Consider the following 22641-nt stretch of genomic DNA (forward strand, 5'->3'; position numbering starts at 1 on the left):
TTAGCTGCGTCAACGTAGCTTGTCTTAACCTGGTCAACCCACTTGTGGATCTTCATAACTTCCTCAGACATCTGAGACATCTTTGATGAGATATCAGCGATGAAGTTAACGCATGCCTCAGCCTCTTCACCTTCCCAGCAATCCTGGAGTGGTCCCTGAAGATTCTTAACGTCTGTTGTAAGCTGATCAAGATCAGTTGCGCCAGCTGAAAGTGTTGAAAGGTATCCCTCAACTTCGCTGACATTCATACCCTTTTGTGCCATTTTTCTTTTCCTCCGTTTAAAAATATGTTATTGATACCGGTTGTTACGCCAGAATCTGATCTATGATAAAGACTTTCAGTCTATATCAAACACCAAAAACTGCAACACCACGTCTGGAGCGGTGTCGCATAATAATACTTCGATTTTTAATGTCACATTTATCGTATTTTATTGCAATTTTATTTCAATAATGGTGAAAGCATGCGCCACACCTCGCATTGCAACATAGATAAACCAGTCACTAAAATCCATAGTTTTATTCTATTTTTCTTTCAATCCCTCAATAAGAAAAAATGTAACCGAAAAGTTACAAATAAGATGTATTACATCTCAATCATTTCCAAATGATATTATATCGAGTATTTTCTTAAAGTAAATATTACAAAATCCATTTCATCACTTTCTATGTTTTAAATAAAAATACGCTTTCTGATTTAGGTATTTTCCACAAATCGTAATATCATTTGATCAAGTTTATTATTCCATTTTTTCTTTCAAAGCCTAATATCAGTGCAGTTTTTTTAGCAATGGACATTTTTCGATTAACGTCTATTTCATCTATTGCTATAGAACAAAGAGTTGCATAGCAGAGCGCTTTTTTATTGAATAGGAATTTCCTATTCAATAAAAAAGGCACAGTGGTTTATTGCCACTGTGCCCAGTATTTAGAACTATTAAGCTTCGTATGTGTCGATAAGATCAAGTGGACGCTCTTCGTTCATCTTCTTGCACATTGCAACAAGAGCCTCAAGAGGAACGTTCTGGATCTGCTTGTTAGAACCGCGAACGTTGATAGAAACAGTTCCCTCAGCAGCTTCCTTATCGCCGATTACAAGAATGTATGGATCCTTGTAGTTCTTGAATTTCTTGATTTTCTCCTTCATGTTGTTGTCAGAGTAGTCTGCCTCAACACGAATTCCGGCATCCATAAGTGCCTTCTCAACCTTCTTAGCATACTCGTTATGCTCAACACGGATAGGAACGATGCCTACCTGGTATGGGCTAAGCCAGAATGGGAATACACCCTTGAAGTTCTCGATGATGATACCGATGAATCTCTCAAGTGATCCGTAGATAGCTCTGTGGATAACTACAGGCATCTGCATTGTTCCATCCTGAGCCTGGTATGTAAGGCCAAAGTTGTGAGGAAGCTGGAAGTCAAGCTGTACTGTACCGCACTGCCATTCTCTTCCGAGAGCATCCTTGATCTGAAGGTCAATCTTAGGACCGTAGAAAGCTCCATCTCCTTCGTTGATCTCGTATCCACCCTCGCCGTACTTCTCATCGAGGATTCCCTTAAGAGCAGCCTCAGCTCTGTTCCAAACTTCGATGTCGCCCATGAAGTCTTCTGGTCTTGTTGAGAACTCAGCTCTGTATGTAACACCAAATGTTGAATAGATCTCGTCTGCGATTGCGATTACGTCTGCAATCTCTTCCTTGATCTGTGATTCCATTACGAATGTATGGTCATCATCCTGTCTGAACTCCTGAACACGGAAAAGTCCGTTCATCTGTCCTGACTTCTCCTTACGGTGAAGTACATCGTACTCACTGTAACGGATAGGAAGCTCTTTATAAGAGTGGTTAGTTCTCTTATATGTCATCATAGCGTTAGGGCAGTTCATAGGCTTAGCAGCCATTGTATCTACCTGCTCACGATTATATATTACTGAACCAGCCTGGATCTTAATATTCTTAGGCTCTTCTGTAGGATCGTTGTTATTCTCAAGTACGCCAGGAATCTCAGCGTCAGCCTTAAGCCAGCCTGAAACACCAGGAACCATGAACATGTTGTTTACATAGTGTGCCCAGTGACCACTGATGAGCCAAAGCTTCTTGTTGTTAACAAGAGGAGCTGCAATTTCAGTGTAGCCGTGTCTTTCCTGAACCTCTCTAGAATATTTAAGAAGTGCCTGATACATCTTCCATCCTCTTGGAAGCCAGTAAGGCATACCAGGTGCTGTCTCGTCAAACATGAAAAGATCAAGCTCTGCGCCGATCTTCTTGTGATCTCTCTCAAGTGCTTCCTGAATCATCTTGATGTGCTGTTTGAGCTCATCCTTGCTTGGGAAAGCATAAAGATAAATTCTTGAAAGCTGATCTCTCTTCTCATCGCCTCTCCAGTATGCACCAGAAATTGACTTAACCTGGTAAGATACGTTCATAAGCTCCTGAGAATTCTCTACGTGAGGTCCTCTGCAAAGGTCTACATAGTCCTCACCTGTGTAGTAAACTGTGATGATCTCATCCTCTGGAAGATCATTGATAAGTTCTGTCTTAAACTTCTGATCCTTGAACATTTCAAGTGCTTCCGACTTTGAAACCTCTTTACGTGTCCAATTCTCTCTTCTCTTGATGATTTCTCTCATCTTATCTTCGATTGTCTTGAAATCATCCTGAGTTACTGCCTTTGGAAGTACGAAATCATAGTAACAACCATCGTCAATCTGAGGTCCGATAGCATACTGTACTTCCTTACCGTACAATTCAATAACAGCCTTAGCAAGGATGTGTGCCATTGAATGGCGGTAAACTTCTTTAAATAATTCTTTATCCATAATTATTCCTCTCTGCTATACCAACCGGGTACAGCCACTATTTTATTCAGCTATGTTCATTATACACAGCTATTGTTAGCTCTGCTATTGACTAGGCATCTCTGCCACGCCAATAAAGCAAAACCAAGTTATATTTTGCAAAATGCACTGAATAAATTCAGTGCATTGTACAAACATTTTTATTATTGCAGTTCATCTACTACTGGTCAGCAACTGCTGTTGGCTGTTGCTCTGTCAGTACTTGGTTACTGCTCACACAAGTAATTACTGTGCGTTTCTTCCGTGGCACTTCTTATACTTCTTGCCGCTTCCGCATGGACATGGATCGTTAGGATATACCTTGTCCTCTTTTCTACTGAAGGTGTGTGATGACTTCTCTTCCTTGTAGAGCTCTTTTCTCTTCTCTTCGTCGAAGATTGTCTCCCACTCAGGAAGGTTGTAAAGCCAGTCAGCACCAGCATTGATCATATTCTTGTAAAGAAGCTCCTTGTCAAAGCCAAGGTTAACCTCTGTGTTCTCATCCATCTCTTCGATTGGATTCTGCTCTTTAAGAGAATCGTTGATACCATCAAGGAATCCAACCATGTACATAAGATCAACACCGAACTTGTCAGCAAGATCCTTAACTGTACCCTTAACTACCTCATCAGGGTTCTTAAGAAGCTCAGCGTAGATGTCACGCTCCTTCTGGAAATAATCTGTCCATAATCTCTGAAGATCGCCCTTGTTGGCTGTCTCAGAATACGCTTTGTCGCGCCACTCTTGTAATAAAGCCATAACTATTACTCCATTTCCTTAAATAAATATTTATCCTGCATGCAAATTTATTATTTACATGTAATTATCTTTGCTTACATGTCACTTTAAAATAAATGCACGTACTCAATATTCTAATATATTTGCTTAAATATGTAAACTCTATTGCGATTATTAGTGTCGAGAAGCTTGTGGTTTATGGTGCCGAGATGTTGGTTCCGCTTGTTCATGCGACGTGACTATGCTATTGCGGTAGCTGCTTGGCTTTGCTGCTTGCTGGGGTACAGAAGGCGTTTTTATTACTTTGTACCCTCTCTTTTATTCCGGTGCGGGGGTACAAATCTCATTTTCGTCACTTTGTACCCTCACTTTTATTCCGGTGCGGGGGTACAAATCCCATTTTCGCCACTTTGTACCCTCACATTTTTCCTGCTCGGGGGTACAAATCCCATTTTCATCACTTTGTACCCTCACTTTTATTCCTGTGTGGGGGTACAAATCCCGCTTTCGTCACTTTGTACCCTCTCATTTTTCCTGCTCCGGGGTACAAATCACATTTTCGTCACTTTGTACCCCCATTCTTACTCCAACACGAGGGTACAAATCCCACTTTTGTCTCCTTGTACCCCCGTTCTTACTCCAACACGAGGGTACAAATCCCACTTTTGTCTCCTTGTACCCCCAGTGCTCCTCACCTCATCAACCACTGTTCACTCATCTAAGATACATATCAATCATCTGTGTCGCTTTAACAGGATAGAACGGATTCTTTATATCTTCATATGTTGTTATAAAGTTTATTCCGGGAACATATCCTGCTCTCAGGTACTTATTCATCTTGTATATGCAATTATTCTCCACATACTTTGGGTCATTCATTTTTCCAAAGTGCTCCCAAATGTACACTTGTCCTGTTCTCTTATTCATGACTGTAAAATCAGGAGAAAATGTCTCAGTACCAACAACAAGCTTCTTCTCATATACATAAGGAATCTTAGACCTAAACAGTTCATCTGCGATCATAGCTTCTGACTTTGATCGTACACGATCCCCCTTTAGAGTCTGAATTATCAAGTTTTCTGGATGATCCTTATTCTTGTCGTAGCCTGCTTCATCCCATTCTATAATATTCTCACAGGTACTAATCTCCTCTGGTAAAAGAGCTAATAATGCAGGATGTTTTCTATACAAATCATCTGGATCTTTAGGACTATTCGCCAGGTAATGGTCCAATGCCTTAATTTCCTTCTGGTATGCACTAATTCTATCTTCATAATATCTCTTAAGGGCTAATTCTTTTACCAGATCTCTCTTCTCAAAGGGAATATAATTCCTCTTTTTATCAGACGAAATGTAGTATTTATAATGCGTACCTGTATTACTAAACACCAACCTCCCTTCAGGAAATTCCCCTTTATTATATTGTTTCTGCAAAGCATCAAGCAGCCCGATAAGCCTAAGCTTCTCCTTAAGTACAATGTCGTTAATCCGCATGTTTACTACCTTTTCTATTTTTATTACGTGTGAAATCTGACAAGAATTATGTCGATAAGAATGTATCAAGAATTCATAAGATTTCGTGCTGGTAAAAGATATCATGATTAAAAGATATTGTAAAGAGCCCCGCCTGGAATATTGTAAAACATGCGCACTACATTGAAAAATGCCATAGATTGTTTACAATCAATTCTTCAGTTGCTATATTTAAAAAAACTGATTAAATGGAGGCCCGCTATGAAATTCACTAAAATGCACGGTTGCGGAAACGATTATGTATATGTAGATGGTGGAAAAGAGCTAATTCCCCAGGAGAAGAAGTCTGAGCTTGCACAGAAGGTATCAGACAGGCACTTCGGCATTGGCTCCGACGGCCTTATCTTTATAAATCCTGTTGATGATCCTGATATTGATTTTGAGATGGAGATGTACAACGCAGACGGCTCCAGATCTGAGATGTGTGGAAACGGCATCAGATGCGTTGCCAAGTACGTCTACGACAATCGCCTCACTGACAAGAAGAGCCTTACAATCGTAAGTGCTGATCAAAAGAAATACATCGACCTGACAATCAACGAAAAGAATCTGGTTGAATCCGTAAAGGTTGATATGGGCGCACCAATTCTTTCAGCCAGTTTAGTTCCAGTTAGTGAAAAAGAAGAAATACTTGCTGAGTATAATAACTCTGAAAACCATGCAGATAAGCATACTCTTTCAAATCATCCCGATTCTACTGTCATTAAATCAGCAAACACCACTTATGTTGCTTCTGCTCCAGAAGATGCCATTATCAATCTTCCCGTTGTAGTAGATGGCAAGGAATGGCACATGACCTGCGTATCCATGGGCAATCCTCACGCAGTCGTATTTGTTCCAGAAGACTTCGACCTGCAGAACTTTGATATTGAAGCAGTTGGTCCTCTTTTTGAGAATCACAAGTTCTTCCCAAGGCGCACCAACACTGAGTTTGTTAAAGTAGACGACCGCGGCAATGTTCACATGAGAGTCTGGGAGCGCGGTACAGGTGAGACTCTTGCCTGCGGTACCGGATGCTGCGCCACAACAGTAGCCTGCATCCTTAATGGTCACACTGATAGTAAGGTTAACGTTCACGTTCTTGGCGGCATCGTTACCTGCTCATGGGATGGCAATCCTGAGTCATCTGTCATCATGGAAGGACCAGCAACCACTGTATTTACTGGCGAGATCGATATTTAAAACCTCAAAACAAATTAAACATATCCTATCTATTTCGGATTACAGGAACAGCATAATATCTTTTAACATTCAATAAAAAAGGACCTCTATCACAACCAGATAGAGGTCCAAATCATTTAATCATTTATAGTTGCAGTAACAACAACTACAAGTATCACTCTGTATACTTATACTTCTTCATAATCTGTCCTGATGTGATGCAAAGCACCGTTCCTGTCACTCCAAGAATTCCCATCATTAGCGCTGCTCCCGAACCCTTTCCGGTTCCAAAAAGCGTTGTCCAAAAAGCATCTCCACTTTTCATTGCCATAAATGGTTCGCAAATCTTATCTACAAAGAATCCGCCAAGAAACAGCCCTATAGGTATAGTGAAGAACTGCAATGTATTTCTGCAGGCATACACTCTTCCCTGAAGCTCAACAGGTATGACATTTCGCATGATAACGTTCTGGTTGGCAGCCATAAGCGGTACGAATACCCAGCCAATGATCTGACCAATACACCACAAAACCGGGCTTCTAGAAAATGCCAGAACAAAGTTCTCAATTCCAAGTGCAAAAAGCATTGTGAGATATATTACCCTGACTCTATCCTTTGGCTTTGGCAAGAGCATCGGAAGAAAGCTTCCAGCCACCATTGCTACACCAGCAAATGCCGTTACGATTCCGTACACATTGTTACCTTCTCTAGGTATTACAAGGGCTGGCAGCACAGCATCGAAGATAGACGCTGTCAGATTCACTCCAGACATAAACAGAATTATCGTCAGTATCAGCGGTGTCTTTTTAAGGAACTTTAATCCCTCCTTGGCCAATTTGATCACGTTGTCACTTTCACCATCTTTATCCTGTACTTCAGGTAGCCTAATGAAGAACAGCAACGCTGCAAATGCAATAGCAAAGGTAAAAAGATCTACTGCAATAGCCAGATCAAGTCCAGCAAATCCATATAATGCTGCTGCAATAATAGGATTACCTATTGATATAAGAGATCGTGATAACTGCTGAAAGCCACTGGTTTTCTGATAATGCTCTTTAGGAACAATAAGTGTATAAGCCACTTCTGATGCAGGCTGCTGAACTGTATTCATAAGCCCTGAGAAAGCATTTATAACGTACAAATGCCACATTGTCAGCATATCCGTCTTATACAGTACAAACACGATAACAGTCGTCAGTGCTGCCAGCAGGTCACAGATAAGCATCGTCTTCTTTTTATCGAATTTATCTGTTATGGCCCCGGCAAAAATGCTCATAATAACGTATGGTGCATAGGTGCAGATTGTAAGCGCTGCTGTACTTAAGGCAGAGCCTGTCTTTTCATAAATCCACAGTGTCAGTGCAAATCCTGTAATGGCACTTCCAAGCTGTGATAAGCTCTGAGTGCTCCAGATTATGTAAAAATCTTTTAGTTCTTTTATTCTATTTTTCATTTTTATCCTCCATACAAATTAGTTTTCATTTGCATGGAGCATATACACTGCAATTAACCATGTTCTCCCCCTTAAATAAACAATGCTGAGTCAATTTTTAGTTATCTACCAGCCATTTTACTTGGCTGACCATCGTTAGATTAACTATGCCATGCTTACTTAAAATCCTATCACTTACCGCACTCACGCGCCACAACGTAAATACGCTCGCTATCCTCTGTAGGCTCTTCATGGGTATCTGCATCGATGACTGTCACAAGCTCCATGCCTGCTGCCTTCACGAAAGACTTCATCTCATCCAGTGTGTATCCGCGCTGATAGTGTGTTTCTGAGAATCTCCTAAACAGTCCGCCATCATTAACATCATATTCTTCAGTAGTTGCATCCTCGATAACATCGTGGTCAGCTTCATCTTCTCCATTCTCAGCAGACTCAGCACCATCCCCAGCAGACTTGCCAGCACCTTCCCTTACAAATATCGTAAGATCATACTCATTAATGTGCTCGTCCTCGTGATAATAGTTATCCCAGATGAAGCTGCAGTCATCACGGTTCTCAGCAATCGTCGCGTCACCGATCACATCGCGATACTTATGAAGCGTATTGAAATCGAATATGAATACTCCCTTTGGAAAAAGAAAATTGTTAACCAGCTTAAAGGTCTCGATAACATCATCATCTTCAAGCAGGTAATTAACGCTATCGCATACGCTTACGATGGTTCCGGCGGTGCAGTACAGATCCAGCTCTCTCATATCCTGCTCAAGGTACATAATATCAAGTCCCTCTTTAACTGCCTTGTTACGAGCAATGTTAAGCATGTCAGAAGACATGTCGATTCCCATGATGTCGTAGCCTTTTTTCTTCATAATCTGGGTAAAAGAGCCAGTACCACAGCCAAGTTCCACTACAAGATTACGCTCCTCATTAAGAGCCTCCTGGATATCAACATCGTCAGAATTCAAATCACCGCTATTCTCAGCACTACCGACATCTTCACAAGAATATGCCTTAGACACCCCATACTTCTGAATTAGCCCATCTACATAATCGCCCCATATTTCATATGGGGTTTCATCCATAAATGTATCGTATACAGTTGCAAAATCACTATATGCTTCCATAATATCCTCATCTAACGTATTTCCGACTACATCAGTCTTTCTTCTGATATTGCTATTTTACCAAATTAATAGCTGGTTGTAAGCCAATCCCTTCGGCATATCAACCAGCTATATCAATAATACTTATTCGTATTTCAAATCATATCATGCGCTAATACATATTCAATTTCAGCCTGCATCAAGCAATGCTTCAAAACCAAGCCCTAAATATGCTTATGCAGTAATTCCAAGCCATGCACCAAATCCAAGTGCACAAACCACACTAACAATAATTGCAGCAAGGGCAATTCCGCAGATTACCGCACCAACGGTCTTTTTAAAGTCCATATCAAGGATTGATGCAGCAAGTGTGCCTGTCCAAGCGCCTGTTCCAGGAAGTGGGATTCCAACAAACAAAAGGAGTGCTACAAAAAGGCCTCTTCCAGCCTTCTCCTGAAGCTTCTTACCGCCCTTTTCACCCTTCTCAAGGCAGAATCTAAAGAACTTACCGATAACTGGCCTATCCTTGCCCCACTCCAGAATCTTTCTTGCAAAGAAATAAATAAGTGGTACAGGAATCATGTTGCCTACAGCAATAAGAATATATCCAAGTAAAAGGTTAAATCCGGTATCTGTTGTGTTTACAAATCCATAAGCAAAAGGAATCGCTCCTCTAAGCTCAATAAGTGGAACCATAGAAACAACAAATACAGTAATATACTGTCCAACAAGTGTGCCAGTAAAAAATCTAATAAACTCAGCCATTAAACTATCTCCTTCAAAACACTGATAAGGGTATCCATCTCCTCATCAGTTCCAATGGAGATTCGAAGATACTCACTTATTCTTGGTAAATCAAAACGACGCACTATTATATCATGTGCACGTAAATAATCAAATATCTCCTTGCCAGATTTTGAAGGATGCTTTGCAAAAATGAAATTAGTCTTTGAATCGCCGAACTCAAATCCCAGAGCCTTAAGCTCTTTTTTGGTTCTCTCTCTTGTGGCAACCACTTTAGCCACGGTTTCCTCGAAGTATTCCCTGTTCTCCATAGCTGCAGCCCCCAGTTCCAGGGATGGCATGTTCATTGTGTAGGAGTTAAAAGAGAACTTGGCATCAAGCAAGTACTTGATGAGCTTCTTAGATCCAAAGGCATAGCCGATTCTAAGTCCTGCCAATGACCTTGACTTGGAATAAGTCTTTACTACAAGCAGGTTATCGTACTTATCAATAAGTGGAAGCGCTGATTCTCCGCCAAAATCCACATAGGCCTCGTCAACAATTACCACCACGTCGCTATTTCTTTTAACAATCTCCTCGATATCTGAGAGAGGAAGCGCAACTCCCGTAGGAGCATTAGGGTTAGCTATTACAACTCCGCCATTCTCGCCAAAGTAATCCTCTGGATCAATAGTGAAATCCTCTCTGAGAGGCTTCTGCTCAAAGGGAATCCTGTAGAGATTAGCCCACACGTCATAGAAGGAATAGGTTATATCAGGGAAAAGAACTGGCTTCTCTGAGTTAAAGAACGTGAGAAACGCCATAGAAAGCACATCGTCGGAGCCCACGCCCACGAATACCTGGTCCTTGTCCACCTTATAAAAAGAGCTAATGGCATCCACCAGTTTTCCACAAGTAGGGTCTGGATACTTCCTGTAATCCTCAAGATTAACATTCTTATACGCCTCATATACTTCTGGAGCAGGCGGATAAGGGTTCTCATTGGTGTTCAGTTTGATAATATTCTTGATCTTGGGCTGCTCACCCGGTGTATATGGAACTACTGTGCGTACGTTATTCTCCCAGCTCATATTGCCTCCTGTTTCTTTCCACTATTACGTGATATACGTATGACTCCGCTTCCGTCCCTATATCACCCACTTCACTACAATACCATGCTAAAGTGAAACTTGCAACACCCTACATTTTTCAAATAACAGAATATGGTTTACACATATAATAGTATCCTAAGAAAATAATAGAGAAAAGATAATACAAGAACAAAGAGTCGCTCGCGACTCTTTGCGCGCTGGTGCGCGCAAGCTTTAGCTTGCAAAATTCATCTGCGCACCAGTCGCATCCTTAGCGGAGCGCTTTTTATTCAATAGGAAATCCAAAGGAATTTCCTATTGAATAAAAAAAGGGATAAAGCTTTGAAGCCTTATCCCTTAAACTATGCTCATGTGAAAGATATCTCAGAACTCACTCTCAACCAGTAACTGCTGCAAGCACTGGAACTCTGATAAACGCAAGTGTGCCATGTCTGGACATGTAAACTACTACGTGATCTCTTCTGATCTCAGCTGTTGGAAGCTGTACCCACTTACCGCCCTGAAGCTGGTAAACTGCGATGTTATCGCCATCAACAACTCCACTTACATAGAAGTTAACCTTAGCTGTCTGGAAAGCAACTCCAGGAGAGCTTGTGGAAACTACGTTAAGCAGTGTTCCCTTTACAGTTCCTGCAAGGGAATTAGCTGATGTAAGGTCGCCATAAGGTGATGTTGAAAGAACAAAGGTAACATTACTTCTGCCGCCGTTGATCTCAACGTGTCCGCCCTGGCCAACTATGTTGTTGCCATAGCCTACAAGATTGTTTCTTGCATAGAAATTGTTCTTGGAATCAGATGATGAGCCACCGTTTCCTGATGACTTCTTTGGCTGTGATCCGCCGCCCTTGTTGCTCTGGCTTGCCTGAACAGCCTTTGTAAGATCCTGAACCTGTTTGGTAAGGTCAGCGATCATCTTGGCATTTTCTTCCTGGTTCTTACGAAGCTGCTCTTCCAATTCATCGATCTTCTCAGGAAGAGATGGGCTTGTGGAACCACCAGGAGTAGAGCTGGCAGTGCTGGCATCCTCAGTTGCGCATACGCAAAGTGAGGACATTGCAAACAAAGTACCTGCGATCACGAGAGCAAGAATCTTTTTCATTTTTCTTTCGCCTCCATTCGACATAGAACTACAATACCTATATTTATCCATCCGTCGGAACATCTTCCAGATCAAGGTTATAATCTTCGTCGTCGGAATAATCCACAAATCTGTCGATCTTACCTGCCACATCTCCCACAAGACATCCAACCACTGCTATCTGTCTGTCGGGATCATCAGGATTAACCGTTGTCAGCGTTACCAGGAAATTCTCCGGAACAAGTCCAACCTCCCAGCCTTCCCTGATCAGCTTGTTCATGCTGCGGCCATCGCACAACTCATGGATAAAGCCCTGACAGCCTGAAGCATAGGTAAAATCATAATCCTCTAAAAGCCTTGTATTATCTCTGGTATAGGCCCCTATAACGTAGTAAACAAGGGCATTACCATTCATATATATGTAAATGTACTTAGTTTCATCAAAAAACTCTTTATCAAGGAACTTATCGAGATTTCCAAACATGGTGCCATCACTTGGATGGGAACCGTGGATAACCTCGTTAAAGTCGCACATAGTATTTAAATTGGCGGCTTCTATATATATTGCCCCTTTAGGATCCTCATTTTTACCGGCATTGTGGGTCTTGTAGAATTCATCGTCGCCCTCGCTACTCTGCACCAGGGGATAATCAATTCCAGCCTCCGGAACATAAATCCATCCAAAGATATCCTCGTTCTCTTTTTCCAGATTGATAAAATCAATGTAGGAATCAGAAGCGCTTTCCTTATCAATGCCTTCCCACCTGTAAGGCTCCTCTGTTTTCTTGCTACATCCCGGTAAAAGAGCCAAAATGCAAGCAATACAAACAAGCCTTTTAAGGGCAATCCATTCTATACGTTTATATCGGCATATATTTTTAAAAACTTTAGTCCACATTATCAACTTTTTCATAAAAAACTTCGATTATTGTTCTATACAGATCTTCCTCATCCACATAGAACTCCTCATACTCCCCATTTTTTATAGTCTCGCCCTCAATTATCCTGATATCACTTTTATCAAAGCTATAATTTGAAATGCTTGGGGCCAGATAACTTATCTCATCAGCAGTTATATTGGTCACCATCATATTTGTGATTGAGGAAAAGAGCTCCACCGCTGCATTAGGGTCATCCTTGGTCTTAGCTCTCGCGGTATCTATAAATCCTGTAATGTACTGCTTTTGCCTCTCAAGTCTTGAATCATTAGAAGCAAAAACACTGGTGTCACGGCTCTTTACATAGTAGAAGGCTGTCATTCCTTCAAGGTGGACCTGATCTCCTTTTCTAAGACTCTTATCAAACTGAGTCAGATCCTCAAGTACAGTAACATCCACGCCGCCCACCTGGTCATTGAGAATAGGTATGGCGCTCATGTTTATTGCTGCATAGCCGTGGATTGGTAGCTGATAGAACATGTTGGACACAGCCTTCACCTGATACAGGCAGCTCTGCTCCATTCCATCGCCAAAGCCGTGCTGAAGCGCAATCTGGGATATTATCGTATTCTGATACCGACCGTAATCATCGTACATATCGATATCTGTCATGGTATTTCTGTTGATTCCGATTATCTTAATGGACTGATCATGGGGATTAAGGACCATCAGGAAAAGAGCATCCGCCTGTCCACCATAAACTCCGCCATCCATTTTTTGTACAACTTCATCATCCTTATCAATGCCCATGATAAGGAAAGTAATTATATCTTCGTTGTAGTCGTAGACATGGCCATTGTATCTAACCCAGTCAGATTGCCATGTTGCTCCCTCTCCAGCCTGGACATAGTCATTGGTGCCCATCATTGGGTTGGAGGTTGCCGACTTAGAGTCAAGATTCGATTTTCCAAACATCCTCATCGCTTCAAAGCCCACCAGAGCTCCCGCGATAAATGTCATCAGGACTGCCCAAACGACGAGGAAGGTTCTGCCTGCTTTGCCCATAGGCATTTCTCCTAATTAGTCTTCATCATCACTCGACGCTTCACTAGATGCTTCGCTCCCAACGTATCCATCCTCGCTTCCAAAAGCCAGGTTTGGAAAAAGCTCATCCTCCATAGTCTCCGAAGAATCACCGTTGCTGTCTATATCTTCGATATCAGCAGGAAATACTCTGGACTGCTTGGTCACATTTCCGCTGTAATCAGCCACTGCATAGTAAACAACTGCAGTTCCGGCATCCCTGTTAAGAACCACCTTCTCAACAACGATCCTGCTGGTAAGATCCCCATCCCTTGAATCGTAGGCATTTACCCCGGCTATCAGGTCTATATCTTTTGTCTGAGAATCATAGACCAGGTTAAGGGCCGAGAACCTGAACTCAGGCGCCATGCGGTCGCTCCTTCCGTAAGCGATCACTATGAATGCCACCAGGACTCCACTTAATATGGTAAAAAATATTCCAAGAATATTACCTCTCACGTAGGCCTCCCATCAACTCTTTTAGTCTTTTCTCGTTACTCCTGCCAGATAACTAAGCTCGCTGAGATCGTCGTCATCAGGCTCTTCCTCTTTAACTGCTCTGGGCCTTGTGGGGATATTGACATTGTCTTCGCCGTACTTGCCGTAGTACTTGCCGTAATACTTGCCATAGTACTTGCCGTAGTAGCTGCCATAGTGGCCATAATATCCCTTACCGGTCATATCTACCTTATTAAGAACAACGCCCAACATCTTGGCACCAGCCTTATCCAGCTGATCCTTAACTCTCTGGGCAAATCTGTAGCTGATAGAATTACTCTCCACCACCATTATGGTTCCATCGCACTGCTTAGCCACGACCGCAGCATCGATAACGCTTCCAAGAGGCGGTGTATCAATGATCACGTAGTCAAAAACCTGTTTCATATTCTCAAGGACCTTGCCAAAAATCCTACCGCCCAGAAGCTCACTGGGGTTTGGAGGAACTGGTCCACTAAATATCACATAAAGATTCGGAGTATCCGTTTCGCAGATAACGCTGGAAAGTCTCTCTCTTCCTACAAGACAATGGGTAAGACCAAGTCTTACAGAGCCAGTACGGTAACGACCCACCAGTACCGACTTACGCATATCTGCATCCACGAGAATTGTCTTTTTACCTGCCTCAGCAAAGGCCCTTGCCAGCGCCATGGCAACGGTAGTCTTTCCTTCGCCCGGAGTACAGCTGGTGACAGAAATGATCCTGACATTCTGACCACTGAACTCTACGTTACTTCGAAGGGTCTTATAGGCTTCTTTTATCTGATAATTGTTCTCCGCCTGACTAAAATGAAGCTTCGCGTTCTGCATATACTCTCCGTTCTAGCTTGTTTATGGCTGCGTTCATAGTTCTTTTGTCAAAAGAGCTGTCTAAATCCCGTCACTTAGATTTGGACTTGGACTTGGCTTTGCTCTTAGCTTTCTTCTTCTCGGTTTCCTCGGTGGTAAGCGGTATCAGGGCCAATGTACTAAGGCCAAGGTATCTCTCCACGTCGTCGTTACTCTTGATGGTGTCATCAAGGAGATATCCAAGGATTACAAAGAAGGCCACGATTACCATGCCCAGGAACCCTGCGATGACGGTCCATCTGGCGACGCTGGGACTGGACTTCTCCATGGGAACGTTGGCTGTTTCTGCCACGTTGATGGCATCGATATCCATAACGTTGGTGATGTGCTCACTGGCCACCTCTCTGATGCAGTTGGCAATCTTCATGGCCATGAGCGGATCCTCGTCCTTGGCAGTGATGGCAACAATTCGTGTATCAGAAGGTGTGTCCACCTTAAGCACGTCGTAAAGGTCGTCGTATGTCATATCCACCATGTTGAGCCTTTGGATAACCTCCTCCAGCACGTATCGGCTCTTGATAAGCTCCGCATAGTCCTGGGTCAGCTGGGTGGAAATCTGCACGTCCGAATAAGTAACGGTCTGGTTTTCCTCTTTGTTCAGGATATAAATCTTGGTGGTGGATTCATATTCCGGATGCAGGACAAACTTACTAAGGAAAAGCCCTGCCAGAGCAAAGAACACCCCTGCGCTTATGATCAGAAAGGCTCTCCCCAAAAGAACTGCAAACAGCTCCCCCAGATTAATTTCAATGATGTCGTCTTTATTCCCCATTTGGGCCGCTCCTAATTGTGTTGAATCAGGCCAGTGTATCAGATTGTTTCGTTATGAATAATGCTCATGGGATTGTCGTAGAATATACGCCTGCCGTAGTCTTCCCCGAACTTTCTATCCACAAAGCGTCTGCATTCCAGTAATTCTGGAGCTCTTTTACCAGTGTCATGGGCATCTGTGGCCACGAAGTGCACCAGCCGGTTCTTAAGCAATTTCTTGGTAAAAGAACTAATACCAAAGCCGTACTTACCCATAACGCTGTTGGCATTAACCTGAATCAGGCATCCCATGTCCACAAGTTCCTCTACCCGCGCAGGTTTGGAGACCATGTCGGAATAGCGCTCCACGTGGGCGATCACAGGGATGTAGCCTGCTGCCTGCACCTGATAGGCTGCGTTATGTATGGCTTTATAAGGATTTGTTGGATGAAACTCCACAAGAACATAGTCACTTCCTGCGAGGGTAGTAATTCTGCCCTCTTCCAGTTCCCTGAAGGTCTCATCGCTATAGTAGATCTCGTTTCCAGAATAAAGCTTTATGTTAAGGCCCTCTCTGTCCAGCGCTTGTTGCAGTCTGTCAGTGTAGGCCACGTTGTGTTCAGGGCTTACGTTATGATGCATTGGTTTATGGTGGGGAGTCAGGATGATGTGTGTAATATCGTTCTTGGCTGCTATCCTGAGCATCTTAAGACTGGTCTCCATATCCGGAGAACCGTCGTCAACTCCCGGCATAATGTGACAATGAATATCTATTGATGTTGGCATGTAGAAGCACCTTATCTTCAAAAGTTTATGATATTACACAATAATTATACTACAAAAAAACGTACACTTTCAACATCGTGTGGTTGAAATGTACGCTTAATTCTATATCTTGAGGGGGTTGTGGCTACGCGGGAGGTTGTGGCTGCGGACGGTGAGGTATGGCTACGCGGGAGGTTGTGGCTGCGGACGGTGAGGTATGGCTACGCGGGAGGTTGTGGCTGCGGACGTGGAAGGGTGGCTACGCGGGAGGTTGTGGCTGCGGACGTGGAAGGGTGTGGGTCGGTGGCTTACCAATGCTCGCGTTTACTCGATGCGAGATTCTACGGCTCATAGCAGAAAAATGGCTCGTTTCACAGTCGTTCAGAGCATTCACCATTTTTCTGCTATTTCACCTAGAATCTCATCATCTCGTGCAAATGCTCGCATTGATAAGCCACCGGCCCGCATCCTTCCACTGTTTACATGCCACTAACTCTCCGATGTTTCATAACTATCATCTTCATTGAGCCAAGAATCACTCTGATGCTTAGCCGAAAACCGCTCTGAGCTCACACAAACTTATTCTGAGCCTCATCGTAGGTATATCCAATGCCTTCAAGCTTGGTGACAATGGCCTTAATATCCTCAGAGGACAGATCCAAGTCATCTGCCAGGGCTTCCAGGCTTGAATAGTTGTCGCGAAGTTTCATGTTTATAAAACTTAGTAGCATCACTGGGTCCTGTGGTATCATCTCATTCTCCTTAAATCACAAATTCAATATCAATTATTCATCAGCAAGATATCTATTACATCAGCCATGCTCATTTCAGCATTCCCACGATCCACTTAGGATCTGGAGCTTTCATGGCTGGGTCCATGGCAAGTTCTTCCATGATTCCCTGGACGGATGCCCAGAAGCATCTGGCCATTAGGCTGGCGTCGCCTTTGTGGAAGAGCTTCTGCTCCTGGCCTTTCTCGATGAGCTTGGCAGTCGGGGTTATGGTGTCAAAGGTAAGAGCCAGGTTTCTGGCCTCCTCTGGCATGCCAACTCTTCGAACCTGTCCCATGAATACGAACATGTTGAAGACCCATGGCTGCTGCTCTGCGTAGGAAAAGAGCTGTTCCAGGAACTTCTCAAGATAGATATCCGGAGGCACCATTTCTGCGCCGGCGCCAACGGAAGCACTGCCCTGAAGTCCCATCTTAACAAGCTCCAGCAGGAGATCTTCCTTGGACTCAAAGTAGTGGAACATGAGCCCGGTACTCATGGGCACTGCCTTGGCAATGTCCGTGATCTTGGTCTCGTAGTAGCCTCTATCCACAAACAGCTTGAGAGCCGTCATCAATATCGCTTTCTTTCTCTCTTCTTTTTGTTCTTTTCTAGTCATACTTAGATCTCCACATCCCTCTTCAAATCCTTAAGTATCCTCTGCACTGCGAACTTGCCGCTGGTAACTGCAACTGGAAGTCCGCCAGGAGCACTTGTCCACTGGCCTGCCAGGTACACATTCTTAAGGCCCTTAAGTCTGCCTGTGATTCTAACAGACTTTCCAAGAGGTGTTGTCACGAAGCTCATGTAGCTTCCGTGATAAGCGTTGCAATATCTCTCATAGGTAAGAGGTGTCCAGGCATCAAGGTACTCAAGGCATCCCTTAAGCTCAGGGTACGCAGCCTCGATCCTGTCCTGAATCTGTCTTGCCTTCTCTTCCTTCACCCTATTATACTCTTCACTGCTAAGGCCTTTCCAGTAAAAATAATCCTCATCGGTCTGGAAAATGCTGGTCTGGATCACCTGTCTGTCCCCGTTAACGCAGACAGCATCGTAGCCGTAGGCCTTTACATACATTCTGTCAAAAGATCTATCTCCTACAGTAAGAGGCTCAATATCCACAAAGGTTGTCTCGCCAGCCTCGAAGTTGCAAGGAGCCGCAAAAGCTACCTGGAAGCCACTTGTAGCTGGGTATGCCTTCTGATTCTCATAGGCCTTCTTTAGCTCTTTTGGCATGTACTTGGAAGGTAAAAGCTTATCAAAAAGGAAATTGGTATCAATAGTTGGAATCACGTAGTCAGCAGCTACAAAAGAGCCATCGCCCAGCTCAATTCCTGAAGCGTTCTTCTTGCCTACAACACCAGCCTTGGCTGACATTCCATTATCACCCACAACAATAGAATTCACAGGAGCATTGTAAAAGATTTTTCCGCCAAGCTCCTTAAACTTCTTCTCCATTCGAAGTGACATCTGAAGTGAAGCTCCCATTGGCACCTTGCCGTTTCCGTCAGCCATTGTAGCGTAGGATACCATGAATGAATAAACGCAGTACTCCTTTGGAAGGTAGTCGCAGAGCATCTTCTGAAGAAGTGGAGACTTGAAGCGCTTGCTGTAATCCTCCAATGAGATCTTGCCAAACTCCTTCATAACCTTAGGGAAGTCTGCCATGGACTTGCCCATCTTGATGTAATCGCCAATTCCCCACATCTCCATAGGCTTAGCTGCTGGAATCAGGCACTGCTTGGAGTATTCCACGTACTGGATGAACTTGTTGATTTCGGCTTCATCCTCTGGTGAGATCTCCACAAGCTCTTTTCTTGTTCTCTCAAGATCGTTCCATAGTGTCACGCTCTGTCCCTTATATGTTGATGTGTAAAAAGAGCTAATGTCTGCATACTCAGTATCCTCAGCCAGCGCACCAACGCTTTCCCAAACATCATAAAGCTCTGTACCCTTCTTAGTTCCTGTGAGCCAGTGAATGCAGTTGTCAATGTGGAAGCCCTTTCTGTTCCAACCGATGCACTCTCCACCAGGAATAGCATTTTTCTCATAGATATCCACATCGAATCCAGCCTTAAGTGCATAGATTCCTGCTGAAAGACCTGCAATACCACCACCAATAACAACTACCTTACTCTTTTCCATTTCCGTTTCCTCGCTTCATTTATATTTTATTGAATCTATGTTCATTGAATACTCATTCAATATATCATTAGAATTCTTTTTATGCAAGTACTTTTTTATTATTTACTGGAAAGTCACTGGGGACGGTTCTATTTGACTTCTTTTAAAGTCATTGGGGACGGTTCTATTTGACTTTTTTTAATGTAAACATTGCTGAAGTCAAATAGAACCGTCCCCAGTGTCTCATAAAAAGAAGTCAATGAGAACCCCAGTGTCTCATTGACTTCCAATTCATCAATATGTAATTTCTTCAGTTAATGGCTTTTCCATAAGCTCTGGATTCTCGATAAGCTTCTTCATCAGCTTAAGGGATCTTCCGTAGTAGAAGCCATCTGAAATTCTCTCATCAATTGTAAAGGAAAGATCCAGCTCACGCTTCATGGTCACATTGCCCTGAGCGTCGAAGTATGGCTTGTTCTTTTTGGTTCCAACAATGATGAAGATTGAGGTTGTTCCCCAGTTCATCAGGTGGTGATAGCCGATGTTCATGCCGATGGATCCCAGGTTAGAAAGAACTACTGAACACTGGTAAGGATCTGTGGCAATGACTGATGCTGGCATCCAGCCGTGTCTGTCAAGGAAGCGGGCAACAGCGCCGATGAGGTGCTTGAATGGCAGCTTCTTGATAATGTTCATGGCCTCTGTGGACTCGTCATCGTTGTTCTTACAAAAAGCTATCTGCTCTCTTACCTTCTTGCTGAGAGTGTCCAGATTGTCGGTATCCTCTGCAACTATTCTGGCAAGAGTCTCATCTCCGTCATCTCTAAAGTTCTTTTTAACAGTGAAGGCTGCTGTAATGCCATTTCTCTGATACATGGTCTTGTTAGCGATGAATCTGTTCATCTGAGGGCGAAGCCTTATTGTCTTAAGGGCCGCAGTGATGACAAGATCAAATATAGATATTCTTCTGTCTGGATGCTGCTTGTTAAACTCGGCGATATAGTCCTCAGTCTTGGCAAGATCAATAGACATCGTGATGTAGGCTTCGTTGTCGCATCTGTTAGGATACATCAGTGGCATAACGTAGTGCATGCCATCTATATCACGCAGGAGCGCTGCGTCTCTGCGGTCTCCCCATCTTCTTTTTCCCATTTTGAAATCCTTCCTAAACAAAACAAACTCAAGAAACAAATATAAAACACAGGCTGCCCACACATCAGTAAAGGAGTGCTGTTTAACGAAGCAAACAGAAATACTGATCATGAAAGCCCAAATTGAAACAAAAATTCTGGTAAATACCTTGGAATCCTTCTTGCGGATCCAGGCTGCCCACACTGACAAGGTGTATCCCACGTGAAGTGAAGGACACACACCGGTTGGTGTATCAAAGCCATAAATAAGGCCAAGGAGTCTGGTGCAGAAATTGTCGTTTGCAAACTCTTCAGGTCTAAGGAACTGGACTGAAGGCCAGACAATATAGGTAATAACTGCTATTATCTGCATTCCGATGATGAACTTCTCGGCGATAACAAAGCTCTTTATATCATACAAAAGAAAGTACAAAAGGGACGCCACCATGAACAGGTACCATGAAACGTAAAAGATAACAAAATACTCGTTAAATGGAATGATGTCGTCCATCCTGCTGTGAACCACGTGGCAGGCGCTTTCTGGAATAAGGTTCTCAGTTACAAAATACATTACAAAGTATATCGCCCAGCCCAAAAGCATCAGAAGGTGTCTGAATTCCTTGCTGGCAATATTGTTTGGTCTTAACTTTCTATAATCAACTACTGGTTTTTTCATAGTGCTTTTCGTTATACGGATAATCTTTCTTAGAAATATTTGGGTAAGGTACCACGCGGTGCCTCGGAAGCTCAAAGGCTATGTCGGAGATAGCGTCCTCAAGATACTGGCAAATCCTGTCTGCCTCCACATCCATCTTATTCTCCGGATCGAAGTAAATGGGCTTACCTATAATCAGCTCTTTTCTCGCAGGGCAGACGTACATTGGAACAAATGGTAAAAGAGCTTTCGTCTGTCTGTAATAGTACTTGCCAACATGGACGAATCCGCGCTGGAAGTTATGAACTATATTGTTGTACTCGGTGTATTCCTCTGGGAAGATGATGACTCTTGCGTCTTCCTTGAGCTTATCTGTGGTGATTGAGAATGTTTTCAAAACCCTTTTGTCACGATAAACCGGGATTGTATCAGCATTGGTAAAAATGAGCTGAGACAAGGACGGGATCATGTGTGAAAGAAGCTTAAAAAATGGTCGCAGTGCCTTGGGCTTCTTGGACCAGAAGTCCTGGTAGGCATAGTCTGCCACCTTATCCTTTTCCATCATTTCGGAGATGCACCAGGTATATCTATTGCCGGGGAAGTAGATCTCTGCGGTAAGTGGGCCGTAGATCTGCGAATGATTGGCCACGATCACTGCAGGGCCGGTTGGAATATTCTCCTCGCCTACTATGGTGAAGCGGGGCATAATTAACCGAACGCTGAACTTTATAAAACAAAATAACGGATGTTTACGTTTCACTTTTCCACTCCTCCCAATCGACTATCTTAACATTTTTGCCAGTTTCCAACAAGGGCGGAAATGTGGAGATATAGTGGGAGATGAGGGGTGGGGGGTATGTGTGTGCAATTGTTCGTGTTTCCTTGTTGTGACTTTCATCGGCTCATATCAGAAAAATGTCTCATTTCATGGTCATTCAGAGCACTCGACATTTTTCTGATATTTCACCGTGAAACTCATCAACTCGTCCAAATACTCACAATTGCACACACATACCCCCGTCCCTCAGCCCCAGTTATCTCAATTTCCGACGCCTAAGAGTGGCAGCGAAAAGGAGCCATAGAAAGTATTGTACCGACCCCCAAAAGTTAGACCAAAAATCTAACGATTGGGAGGTCGGTATTTTTATGGCTAAATATTCATATGAATTTAAGAAGAAAGTTGTTTTCGCTTATTTAAAAGGTGAAGGCAGCTACAGGTATCTTGCTAAAACTTATGGAATTCCAGCTGTAGCCATCATTGAAAGATGGGTCCAGAATTATCAAGCTTTCGGAGATGATGGACTTGTGCGTTCTCGTCAGCAACAAATATATTCTTTCGAAAAGAAACTTTCTGTTATAGAGTTATATTTAACAAGTGAAATCTCATATCAAGATCTGG

Annotated in this window: 22 protein-coding genes; 2 read left to right on the forward strand and 20 right to left on the reverse strand. The window is 43.1% G+C overall.

Annotation, left to right across the window (positions count from 1 at the left end; genetic code table 11):
- From T541_RS19935 to T541_RS20880, 4 genes are all read right to left on the reverse strand, one after another.
- On the reverse strand, positions 1 to 263 hold a 263-nt coding region (locus tag T541_RS19935; RefSeq protein WP_034467569.1), incomplete at its 3' end, for a WXG100 family type VII secretion target.
- A gap of 674 nt (positions 264 to 937) precedes the next feature.
- Positions 938 to 2821, reverse strand: coding sequence for a threonine--tRNA ligase (locus tag T541_RS0115695; RefSeq protein WP_026653574.1), 1884 nt, complete (start codon positions 2819 to 2821; stop codon positions 938 to 940).
- Between the two features lie 264 nt (positions 2822 to 3085).
- Positions 3086 to 3598, reverse strand: a complete 513-nt coding sequence (locus T541_RS0115700) for an SEC-C metal-binding domain-containing protein (RefSeq protein ID WP_026653575.1) — start codon at positions 3596 to 3598, stop codon at positions 3086 to 3088.
- A gap of 693 nt (positions 3599 to 4291) precedes the next feature.
- Positions 4292 to 5071, reverse strand: a complete 780-nt coding sequence (locus tag T541_RS20880) for a hypothetical protein (protein WP_026653576.1) — start codon at positions 5069 to 5071, stop codon at positions 4292 to 4294.
- Positions 5072 to 5311: 240 nt separating this feature from the next.
- Here T541_RS20880 and dapF point away from each other — a divergent pair, with 240 nt between their 5' ends.
- Positions 5312 to 6292 carry a diaminopimelate epimerase gene (gene dapF, locus T541_RS0115710; protein WP_026653577.1) on the forward strand — a complete coding sequence of 327 codons (981 nt, stop codon included), beginning with the start codon at positions 5312 to 5314 and terminating at the stop codon, positions 6290 to 6292.
- Positions 6293 to 6446: 154 nt separating this feature from the next.
- Here the strand turns inward: dapF and T541_RS0115715 are convergent, their stop codons facing one another.
- The 16 genes from T541_RS0115715 to T541_RS0115795 all read right to left on the reverse strand — a co-directional run bounded on the left by T541_RS0115715 (position 6447) and on the right by T541_RS0115795 (position 22002).
- Positions 6447 to 7724, reverse strand: coding sequence for an MFS transporter (locus T541_RS0115715; protein ID WP_026653578.1), 1278 nt, complete (start codon positions 7722 to 7724; stop codon positions 6447 to 6449).
- A 170-nt stretch (positions 7725 to 7894) separates the two neighbouring features.
- Positions 7895 to 8848 carry a class I SAM-dependent DNA methyltransferase gene (locus T541_RS0115720; protein ID WP_026653579.1) on the reverse strand — a complete coding sequence of 318 codons (954 nt, stop codon included), beginning with the start codon at positions 8846 to 8848 and terminating at the stop codon, positions 7895 to 7897.
- 213 nt (positions 8849 to 9061) lie between these two features.
- Complete coding sequence (locus T541_RS0115725) at positions 9062 to 9592, reverse strand: COG2426 family protein (protein ID WP_034467574.1); 531 nt, start codon at positions 9590 to 9592, stop codon at positions 9062 to 9064.
- Positions 9592 to 10641 (reverse strand): histidinol-phosphate transaminase, encoded by a 1050-nt coding sequence (gene hisC, locus T541_RS0115730; protein WP_026653581.1) that lies wholly within the window; start codon positions 10639 to 10641, stop codon positions 9592 to 9594. Before hisC ends, T541_RS0115725 begins: the two co-directional genes overlap by 1 nt.
- A gap of 397 nt (positions 10642 to 11038) precedes the next feature.
- Positions 11039 to 11761 (reverse strand): hypothetical protein, encoded by a 723-nt coding sequence (locus tag T541_RS0115735; RefSeq protein WP_026653582.1) that lies wholly within the window; start codon positions 11759 to 11761, stop codon positions 11039 to 11041.
- Positions 11762 to 11804: 43 nt separating this feature from the next.
- Positions 11805 to 12653: a class B sortase gene (locus T541_RS20885; RefSeq protein ID WP_051538300.1), complete on the reverse strand. Its 849-nt coding sequence runs from the start codon at positions 12651 to 12653 to the stop codon at positions 11805 to 11807.
- Positions 12628 to 13683, reverse strand: a complete 1056-nt coding sequence (locus T541_RS0115745) for an LCP family protein (RefSeq protein ID WP_242840794.1) — start codon at positions 13681 to 13683, stop codon at positions 12628 to 12630. Before T541_RS0115745 ends, T541_RS20885 begins: the two co-directional genes overlap by 26 nt.
- A gap of 15 nt (positions 13684 to 13698) precedes the next feature.
- Positions 13699 to 14160 (reverse strand): hypothetical protein, encoded by a 462-nt coding sequence (locus T541_RS0115750; RefSeq protein WP_026653584.1) that lies wholly within the window; start codon positions 14158 to 14160, stop codon positions 13699 to 13701.
- Between the two features lie 21 nt (positions 14161 to 14181).
- Positions 14182 to 15009: a polysaccharide biosynthesis tyrosine autokinase gene (locus tag T541_RS0115755; RefSeq protein ID WP_026653585.1), complete on the reverse strand. Its 828-nt coding sequence runs from the start codon at positions 15007 to 15009 to the stop codon at positions 14182 to 14184.
- A 70-nt stretch (positions 15010 to 15079) separates the two neighbouring features.
- Positions 15080 to 15820: a YveK family protein gene (locus T541_RS19950; RefSeq protein WP_034467579.1), complete on the reverse strand. Its 741-nt coding sequence runs from the start codon at positions 15818 to 15820 to the stop codon at positions 15080 to 15082.
- Positions 15821 to 15858: 38 nt separating this feature from the next.
- Positions 15859 to 16584 (reverse strand): CpsB/CapC family capsule biosynthesis tyrosine phosphatase, encoded by a 726-nt coding sequence (locus T541_RS0115765; protein WP_034467582.1) that lies wholly within the window; start codon positions 16582 to 16584, stop codon positions 15859 to 15861.
- 548 nt (positions 16585 to 17132) lie between these two features.
- Positions 17133 to 17315, reverse strand: a complete 183-nt coding sequence (locus T541_RS0115775; RefSeq protein WP_026653588.1) for a DUF4250 domain-containing protein — start codon at positions 17313 to 17315, stop codon at positions 17133 to 17135.
- Positions 17316 to 17385: 70 nt separating this feature from the next.
- Positions 17386 to 17952 carry a TetR/AcrR family transcriptional regulator gene (locus T541_RS0115780; protein WP_026653589.1) on the reverse strand — a complete coding sequence of 189 codons (567 nt, stop codon included), beginning with the start codon at positions 17950 to 17952 and terminating at the stop codon, positions 17386 to 17388.
- 2 nt (positions 17953 to 17954) lie between these two features.
- Positions 17955 to 19478 (reverse strand): phytoene desaturase family protein, encoded by a 1524-nt coding sequence (locus tag T541_RS0115785; protein WP_026653590.1) that lies wholly within the window; start codon positions 19476 to 19478, stop codon positions 17955 to 17957.
- A gap of 273 nt (positions 19479 to 19751) precedes the next feature.
- Complete coding sequence (locus tag T541_RS0115790; RefSeq protein ID WP_026653591.1) at positions 19752 to 21263, reverse strand: 2-oxo acid dehydrogenase subunit E2; 1512 nt, start codon at positions 21261 to 21263, stop codon at positions 19752 to 19754.
- Positions 21244 to 22002, reverse strand: coding sequence for a lysophospholipid acyltransferase family protein (locus T541_RS0115795; RefSeq protein ID WP_155839551.1), 759 nt, complete (start codon positions 22000 to 22002; stop codon positions 21244 to 21246). Before T541_RS0115795 ends, T541_RS0115790 begins: the two co-directional genes overlap by 20 nt.
- A 386-nt stretch (positions 22003 to 22388) precedes the next feature.
- Here T541_RS0115795 and T541_RS0115800 point away from each other — a divergent pair.
- The coding region (locus tag T541_RS0115800) for a helix-turn-helix domain-containing protein (protein WP_026653593.1) at positions 22389 to 22641 on the forward strand (253 nt) is incomplete at its 3' end.

It is taken from the genome of Butyrivibrio proteoclasticus P6B7 (assembly GCF_000622085.1).
Lineage (GTDB): Bacteria > Bacillota > Clostridia > Lachnospirales > Lachnospiraceae > Butyrivibrio > Butyrivibrio proteoclasticus_A.